Annotated in this window: 7 protein-coding genes; 2 read left to right on the top strand and 5 right to left on the bottom strand. The window is 68.2% G+C overall.

Annotated elements, in window-relative coordinates; genetic code table 11:
- Window positions 1–272: 272 nt before the first annotated feature.
- Window positions 273–1,475, bottom strand: a complete 1,203-nt coding sequence (locus tag ACZ6YV_RS31525) for a polysaccharide pyruvyl transferase family protein (protein WP_465513075.1) — start codon at window positions 1,473–1,475, stop codon at window positions 273–275.
- The gene (locus tag ACZ6YV_RS31520; protein WP_465513074.1) at window positions 1,472–1,960 is read right to left on the bottom strand and encodes an OmpA family protein; all 489 of its coding nucleotides are present in this window, start codon (window positions 1,958–1,960) and stop codon (window positions 1,472–1,474) included. The genes ACZ6YV_RS31525 and ACZ6YV_RS31520 overlap by 4 nt, the downstream gene beginning before the upstream one ends.
- Before the next feature lie 336 nt (window positions 1,961–2,296).
- On the opposite strand from ACZ6YV_RS31520, the gene ACZ6YV_RS31515 reads away from it, so the two are divergent.
- Entirely contained in the window at window positions 2,297–2,509 is a 213-nt protein-coding gene (locus tag ACZ6YV_RS31515) for an Rv0909 family putative TA system antitoxin (protein WP_465513073.1), read from the top strand.
- Here the strand turns inward: ACZ6YV_RS31515 and ACZ6YV_RS31510 are convergent.
- The 3 genes from ACZ6YV_RS31510 to ACZ6YV_RS31500 are packed head-to-tail and all read right to left on the bottom strand — an operon-like array spanning window position 2,492 to window position 5,919.
- Window positions 2,492–4,180 carry a cobaltochelatase CobT-related protein gene (locus tag ACZ6YV_RS31510; RefSeq protein WP_465513072.1) on the bottom strand — a complete coding sequence of 563 codons (1,689 nt, stop codon included), beginning with the start codon at window positions 4,178–4,180 and terminating at the stop codon, window positions 2,492–2,494. The two genes, ACZ6YV_RS31515 and ACZ6YV_RS31510, sit on opposite strands and share 18 nt — an antisense overlap.
- Window positions 4,177–5,109, bottom strand: coding sequence for an AAA family ATPase (locus ACZ6YV_RS31505; protein ID WP_465513071.1), 933 nt, complete (start codon window positions 5,107–5,109; stop codon window positions 4,177–4,179). Before ACZ6YV_RS31505 ends, ACZ6YV_RS31510 begins: the two co-directional genes overlap by 4 nt.
- Before the next feature lie 9 nt (window positions 5,110–5,118).
- Window positions 5,119–5,919, bottom strand: coding sequence for an IclR family transcriptional regulator (locus ACZ6YV_RS31500; RefSeq protein WP_465513070.1), 801 nt, complete (start codon window positions 5,917–5,919; stop codon window positions 5,119–5,121).
- Between the two features lie 144 nt (window positions 5,920–6,063).
- Here ACZ6YV_RS31500 and xsc point away from each other — a divergent pair, with 144 nt between their 5' ends.
- Entirely contained in the window at window positions 6,064–7,872 is a 1,809-nt protein-coding gene (gene xsc / locus ACZ6YV_RS31495; protein ID WP_465513069.1) for a sulfoacetaldehyde acetyltransferase, read from the top strand.
- The last annotated feature ends 33 nt before the right edge of the window (window positions 7,873–7,905 follow it).

The raw sequence follows: 7,905 nt of genomic DNA, 5'->3' as shown, positions 1-7,905 counted from the left end.
CGCGGGTGGTGCCCCCCACCCCCCCCCCCCGCCAACCCCGCCGGCCCCTCCTGGCCCCCCCCCCACACACGCCTGCCCGTATAGCTCCAGTTTCACGAGGGACCACGTCGAGAGAGTCTGTGAAGGTCCCCTTCGCTACTTTCAGGGTGGGCAAGGAGGCCTTCACGGACTGTCGGCAGGACACGTTTGCCTTACCCCTCAATAACCCCGAATCGCCACTCACGACCCACGTGCCCTGCGCGGTACCTCCGGCGCCTCGCCATACCTCGTAGCTAGCTCGATCGTGCCCGCCACGAACGCAAGGCGAGGCGCCGCGCCGGGGCAGGCGTCGCGGCTTCCTCGGCCACCTGACTTCCGTACACCGCCTTGGCCACCGAAAGTTTCGACTCCCGGCACCGCCGGAGGACGTGCGGCGGGAACCCGGTGCCGGTCGGCCGGTCCGGTGTCCCGCCCACCTCGGCGTCGAACGACGTCCATCCCGAGCCGAGGTCGATCAGGCTGCGGTGCTTGGTCGTGTAGTACGCGCGCGACACGCTGACCGCGAGACCTGCCGCGCCGGCCGCTGCGGCGACCAGGTGCAGATGGTAGCGGCTGGAGATCCAGGTCTGACCGGGTGCCAACGGCAGACCATGGCGCCAGATGTCGCGGAAAGGATGGAATTCCGCGCCGGCGAGTTCGTGTTCCAGCAACGCCGGAACGGCGCGGTCGATCCGGGGGATTCCTTCGACGATCGCGAGTTGCTCGGGGTGTACCTCCCACGACCGCAGCAAGCCCAGCACCTGGGCGGCCAGCACGGACGGCTCGAAGGCGCCGATGTCGGACTGGACGCACAGCACGAATTCGCGCGCCTGCGCGGCGGGTGACTGCTCGGGCGGTTCGAGGAAGACGTCGTCGCACGTCCGGGCGACACCGGGGAGCAGTTCGGCGGACGGGTCGTCGCGGACGTCGACGACGTCGAAGCGGTCGGCGAGCGACCGGAGCAGGTCGGTGGCACCGGGCGGGAAAGGTGTCAGGCCCTGCCCGGTCATGGCCGTGCGGGCGCCCGACCGCCGGGCGGCGGCCGCGGCGCCCGCGATCAGCCCGACGTGCCGCGGCCACAGCGCGTTGAGGTAGCCGCCGCCGATCAGGTGTACCACGTCGGTCCGGCCGAGCAGGGCGATGCCCGCGTCCCACCGCGGCGCGAGCCCGGGGTCGTCCACCGCCGACTGTACCCAGCGCGCCACTTCCCACGGATCGTCCGACGGCGCCTCGCCGCACAGCCGCCACAGGGTGTCCGTGCAGCGCAGGCGCGGGTGCAGATCGTTCAGCAGCAGTTGCGCGGGCCCCGGCGAGTGGGTGTCGAGCCAGACGTCGGCCTCCGGCTCGGTCCGCGCCAGATACCGCAACCACGTCGCCGCGATCAGTTCGTCGCCGAAATTGGGAAAACCACTGGGGCCGACCAGATAATGACGGCGGCGGCGCCCGTCGAGGGTCACTGGGCGACGGTGATCTGCGTGTCCAACGCCTTGTCGCCCTGAGCCTTCTCGTTCCCGGTCGCTTCGCTCTTGACGCGATCCTTGGCCACACCCGCTCCTTCGAGAGCGGTGGTGATCGCTTCCGCGCGCTTTTCGGAGAGCGCCTTGGACTTTTCCGCGTCGGGGTACCCCGCGTGGGTGGCGACGGCGACCTTGACGTCGTTGCCCTGCATGGCTTTGGCGATCTCGCCGAGTGCCGACTTGCTCTTCTCGGACAGCTCGGCGCTTTCCGTGGTGAACATGATCGGTGACTGCTGGAGCGCCTGCTGGATCGCCGCTGTCACCTTCTGGGCCGCTTCGCCGCCTGCCTGACCCGCGTCCCCGGTGCCCGCTCCTGATGACGCGGCCGGCGCGCTTGAAGCGGTTCCATTCGCGCCAGATGTTCCCGCCGCACCGTTTTCGCCCTCGGAGCCGCACGCGGCGACCAGACCGGCCACGATCGCCACGCCCGTTACCGTCCGGGCAATTTTCCTGCGCATGAAGTTCGAACTCCCTTTGGCCGTCTCGCTTTGGCTGACGCCAGGCATACGAACACGAAAGAGCTAAAAGCGCCAACGGTGATCGGGCGAACGGACGGCAAGTCCACCCGAGTGAGCGACCTCGGCCGCCGCACCGTTGCGGTGGTCGAGGCCGTTTTCCTTATCTGGAAAGGGTAAATGAGGTGAAGTCGCGAAGACTCACCCAACCGTCCGGCTCAAGTTGCAGGACGGCGTGAATGACCTTTGATGGATGTACGCGCCGGAAGTCCGGCGTCCCGCAAATTGACCATCAGAGGAGTTCGCATGGGTATCGACTTCGAAGGCATGAAGGACAAAGTGAGCGGGGAGCACGTCGACAAGGCCGCCGATTTCGCCAAATCCCGCTTCGGTGAACACGCCGACAAGATCGACACGGCCGCAGACAAGGCGAAAGGCTTCCTCGGCGACTCCGGTGACCAACAGCAGGGTGACCAACAGCAGGGTGACCAACAGCAGGGTTCACCGCAGGGCGAGTAGTTCGAGGACGGTACGGAACGGGGCGTACCCCGACGTGACCGAAGTGTCGAGAACCCGGGAGCGGCGGTAGAAGGGGCTGAGGTCGAGCCCGACGCCGACCCCGCGGATCTCGACAGTGTTTTCCTGCCGCTGCACGGTTTCCCGCAGATGCTCGTCCAGGTAGTGCGGATCGTTCGCCAGGCTCGTCGCGCTGTCCATCGGGCTGCCGTCGGAGAGGACGAGCAGGATCCGGCGCGTTTCCGTTCGTGCGCGCATCCGGTCGCTGGCCCAGGCCACCGCCTCACCGTCGATCCCTTCCCGGAACAGATCGGCTTTCACCAAGGCCGCGAGATCCGGACGTGCCCGGCGCCACGGGGTTTCGGCGTCCTTGAACACGAGGTGGAGCCGTTCGTTGAGCCTGCCGGGATGCCGCGGCCGTCCCGCTCGCCTCCAGTCCCGTCCGGGTTTTCCCCCGTTCCAGCCGCCGGTCGTGAAGCCGAGCACTTCACAGCTCGCGCCGGCTAGTTCGATCGAGCGCGCGAAGAGGTCGACCAGCGTGGCGACGGGTTCCGCGTGCGCCGTCATCGAACCCGAGCAGTCGATCAGGAACGTCACGAGCGTGTCCGCCACCGGTTCGATCCGTTCGGTGCGGAAGATCCGCCGTTCGGTGGGGGAGCTGATCAGCTGCGCCAGGGTGCGGCCGTCGAGGTGGCCTTCCTCCTGACCGCCGTCCCAGCCGTCGCGCGCGGGCTCCGCGAGGACTGTCTTGAGGTCGCGCGCCAGCCGTCCCGGGCTGACGCCCTGTCTGCCGATACGCCGGTCGAGCCGTTCGCGGAGTTCGGGCAGCAGTCCGGGGCGCACCAAGTCCGACGCGCGCCGTTCCCGGTCGTACGCGGTGGTGTAGACCCGGTACGCCGCACCGGATTCACCCAAAGTCCGGCTGGTTCCAGCGGTCGCGGAGGGGATCTGCTCGCCGAGGCTCGCGTCGAAGTCGATCACCAGGCTGAACCGCGGGTCGGTGGGTTCGCCGTCGTCCTCGGCCTCGCTGTCGGTCGCGGTGAGCAGGTCGCCGATCGTCCGGGCGATTCCCAGCGCGTGCCCGGCGAAGGCCGCCTGGTCCTGCCGATGCCGCCGCAGCCCGGCGAGGTCGTGACCGAGCGACGGCGCCAGCGCGAACCTGGTCGCCTCGATGAGGTCCTCGGTCTCCTCGACCACGGGTTCACCGGTGATCCGCGACCGGCAGATCTGCGCGACCGTGTACAGCAGCAGGCCGCGGGCGGTCTCGGTCAGCCCGGATCGGTGGAACTCCAGCGACCAGCGGAGATGGCGACGTCGCAGGTTCCGCCGCATCCCCGGCAGCTCCGCGGGCGGGAGCGACTCGACGCGGAACTGTTCCAGCAGCTCGAAAATCCCGCGTTCGGCCGGATCTTCGGGGCACAGGCTCCGGTGCAGGTCGGCGTCCGAGGCTGTCAGGCGCAACGCCATCCCGTCCGCGATCCCGCGTGAGGACAGCAGATCGTCTTCGGCGGACTGAAGCAGATGCGGCGCGTGCAGGGGCAGCGGTTCGCGTCCCCGATGCAGCCGCCTTGCCCGGAAATGCAGTGCCGGATCGCCGCTGAGCGCCCGGACAGCGGCCGCGCACAGCTCCTCGACCTGATTGCGGCGCCGGGTTTCCGCCTGCCCCGAGGTCATGCCGAGAGCAGGTGGAGTTCGTCGTCGAAGCACCGTTGGAAGTACTCCGCCACGATGGCGTGCTCGGCTTCGTCACATTTGTTCACGAAGGAAAGCTGGAACGCTGTCGCCGGATCGCCGAAGATCTCGATGTTCTCCGCCCAGGTGATCACCGTGCGCGGAGACATCAAAGTGGACAGATCACCGGCCTGGAAACCCTTGCGGGTCAAGGCTGCCACCGCGACCAAAGACGCCGCGAGCTCTTCGGGAACGCTGGGCACCCTCGCCCGCACGATCGCGATCTCCTCGGCGGCGGGCAGGTAGTTCAGCGACGCCACGATGTTCCAGCGGTCGATCTGCGCGTGGTTCAGCCGCTGCGCGCCGTGGTAGAGCCCGTTGAGGTTGCCGAGCCCGACGGTGTTGGCGGTGGCGAACAGCCGGAAGGACGGATGGGGGCGCAGGACCCGGTTCTGGTCGGTGAGGGTGAACTTGCCGTCGCGTTCGAGGATCCGCTGGAGCACGAACATGACGTCCGGGCGGCCGGCGTCGTATTCGTCGAGCACCAGCGCGACCGGCCGCTGCAGTGCCCACGGGAGGATGCCTTCCTGGAACTCGGTGACCTGCTTGCCCTCGCGCAACACGACGGTGTCACGGCCGACGAGGTCGAGGCGGTTGAGGTGGCCGTCCAGGTTGACGCGCACGCACGGCCAGTTGAGCCGCGCGGCGACCTGCTCGATGTGGGTCGACTTCCCGGTGCCGTGCAGGCCCTGCACCAGCACGCGGCGGTCGCGGGCGAACCCGGCGAGCAGGGCCAGCGTCACGTCCGGGTTGAAGCGATACGCCTCGTCGATCTCAGGGACGTGCTCGTCGCGTTCGCGGAACGCGCTGACGACGAGATCCGAATCGATGCCGAAGACGTCGCGCACCGGGAGCCGAAGCTCGGGGACCATGAGAACTCCTTACGACGGAACACTTTCCGCTTCGGACCCGCCCTCGGCGTCGACGCGGCTGATCGCCTCGGCGGCGCGCTGCAGTGCCGGGAGCGTTTGCAGCGCCTTGTCCGGGGTCAGCCGCATGACGGGCGCCTGCACGGCGACGCAGAGGTTGGCGCGCCCCGGGACGAGGACCGCGACGCAGACCAAGCCGGGCAGGAACTCCTCGTCGTCGAGGGCGAACCCGTCGCGGCGGATGCGGGTGAACTCGGCCTCGAGCGCGTCGAGGTCGGTGAGGGTCTTGTTCGTGTACTGCTTGAGCGGTGCGTGCGCGAGCAGTTTCCGCCGCTGCGACGGCCTCATCTGCGCGAGGACCATCTTGCCGCTGGCCGAACAGTGGATCGGCACACGCGAGCCGGGCCGGAGGTAGAACCGCAGCGGTTCCGGGGTCTCCACCCGGTCGAGGTAGACGATTTCGTTGCCCGACAAGGTGGTCACGTTGCAGCTCTCGCCGAGTTCGTCGACGAGATGGCGCAGGACGGCGTGCCGGGCGCCGTGGTGGGTCGCGTTGAGGAGCAGGTTCTCCGCGAGCTGCCGCAGCCGATGACCGGTGCCGTAGTGGCGGCCGTCGGCCTGGCGGACGAGCAAGCTCGCCCCTTCGAGCTGCTGCAGCATGCGGTGCAGCGTCGGTTTCGGCAAGCCTGTCTCCTCGACGAGGCCCTGCAGGGAGACCAGCTGATCCTTGGCGGCGATCAGCTCGAGCAGGGAGAACAGCCGGATGGTCGGCGTGTCCCCGTTGATCGGATCGGGTTCGCGAAGCAGCTCCATGTTCCGAAAAGTAGCACATTGCGTCTCGATTTTCAGGATCTGGCGTTGACCCTGGGCGATAGTCGTCCTATCGTCGACCGCATCCTGATTTCAGGAACGCCACGTATCGTTTTTTGTAAATCTCGCCTGTCGAAGGAGCGGAACATGACGGAACGGAAGACGGGTGACGGCCGCACGGTCGTCAGCGGCCGGAAGAAGATGACCCCGTCCGAGGCCTTCGTCGAGACGCTCGTGGCCAACGGCGTCACCGACATCTTCGGCATCATGGGGTCGGCGTTCATGGACGCGATGGACATCTTCGCGCCGGCGGGCATCCGGCTGGTACCGGTGGTGCACGAGCAGGGCGCCGGGCACATGGCCGACGGCTACGCCCGGGTGAGCGGCAGGCACGGCGTCGTCATCGGCCAGAACGGCCCCGGCATCAGCAACTGCGTGACCGCGATCGCGGCCGCCTTCTGGGCGCACAGCCCGGTGGTCATCGTGACCCCGGAGGCGGGCACGATGGGCACCGGCCTCGGCGGCTTCCAGGAGGCCGACCAGCTGCCCATGTTCCAGGAGTTCACCAAGTACCAGGGGCACGTCAACAACCCGAAGCGGATGGCGGAGTACACCGGCCGCTGCTTCGACCGGGCCCACTCCGAACTCGGCCCGACGCAGCTCAACATCCCGCGCGACTACTTCTACGGCGAGATCGAGGCCGAGATCCCGGAGCCGGTGCGGCTCGATCGCGGTCCCGGCGGGGAACGGAGCCTCGACGAGGCCGCCGCCCTGCTGGCCACGGCGGAGTTCCCGGTGATCATCTCCGGCGGCGGGGTGGTGATGGCCGACGGCGTCGAGGAGTGCAAGGCGCTCGCCGAACGCCTCGGCGCGCCGGTGGTGAACAGCTACCTGCACAACGACTCGTTCCCGGCGAGCCACCCGCAGTGGTGCGGGCCGCTGGGCTACCAGGGTTCCAAGGCAGCGATGAAGCTGATCTCGCAGGCGGACGTCGTGATCGCGCTCGGCTCGCGGCTCGGCCCGTTCGGCACGCTGCCGCAGCACGGCATGGACTACTGGCCCAAGGACGCGAAGATCATCCAGATCGACGCGGACCACAAGATGCTCGGGCTGGTCAAGAAGATCACCGTCGGTATCTGCGGTGACGCCAAGGACGCGGCGGTCGCGCTGACCAAACGCTTGTCGGACCGGACGCTGGCGTGCGACGCCACCAAGGACGTCCGCGCGGCGAAGATGAAGGCGGAGAAGGACGAGTGGGAGGCCGAACTCGACGCCTGGACCCACGAGAACGACCCGTTCAGCCTCGACATGATCGAGGAGCAGGAGACCGAGGAAGGCAACTGGCTGCACCCGCGGGAAGTGTTGCGGGAGCTGGAGAAGGCCATGCCGCCGCGGGTGATGGTGTCGACCGACATCGGCAACATCAACTCGGTCGCGAACAGCTATCTGCGTTTCGAGGAGCCACGCAGCTTCTTCGCCCCGATGAGCTTCGGCAACTGCGGCTACGCGCTGCCGACCATCATCGGCGCCAAGGCCGCGGCGCCCGACCGGCCCGCGATCTCCTACGCCGGCGACGGCGCCTGGGGGATGAGCATGGGCGAGGTCATGACCGCGGTCCGCCACGACATCCCGGTCACCGCGGTGGTGTTCCACAACCGGCAGTGGGGCGCGGAGAAGAAGAACCAGGTCGACTTCTACAACCGCCGGTTCGTCGCGGGCGAGCTGGAGAGCGAGAGCTTCGCGGGGATCGCCAAGGCGATGGGCGCGGAAGGCATCGTCGTGGAGAAGCTCGACGAGGTCGGCCCCGCGCTGCGGCGCGCCGTCGAGGCGCAGATGAACGAGGGCAAGACCACCGTCATCGAGATCATGTGCACCCGCGAGCTGGGCGACCCGTTCCGTCGCGACGCGCTGTCCAAGCCTGTGCGGTTCCTGGAGAAGTACAAGGACTACGTGTAGGTCGCTTTGCGCGTGAAGGCCCCCTTCCCTCTG

This window comes from Amycolatopsis sp. NPDC102522 (assembly GCF_055584485.1).
This window is presented reverse-complemented; position numbering and strand designations above follow the sequence as displayed.

What these genes read in the sequence shown, in the direction of transcription:
- ACZ6YV_RS31515 (WP_465513073.1), top strand. Translation starts at nt 2,297, where the DNA reads ATGGGTATCGACTTCGAAGGCATGAAGGACAAAGTGAGCGGGGAGCAC.
- ACZ6YV_RS31510 (WP_465513072.1), bottom strand. Translation starts at nt 4,180, where the DNA reads ATGACCTCGGGGCAGGCGGAAACCCGGCGCCGCAATCAGGTCGAGGAG.
- ACZ6YV_RS31505 (WP_465513071.1), bottom strand. Translation starts at nt 5,109, where the DNA reads ATGGTCCCCGAGCTTCGGCTCCCGGTGCGCGACGTCTTCGGCATCGAT.
- ACZ6YV_RS31500 (WP_465513070.1), bottom strand. Translation starts at nt 5,919, where the DNA reads ATGGAGCTGCTTCGCGAACCCGATCCGATCAACGGGGACACGCCGACC.
- xsc (WP_465513069.1), top strand. Translation starts at nt 6,064, where the DNA reads ATGACGGAACGGAAGACGGGTGACGGCCGCACGGTCGTCAGCGGCCGG.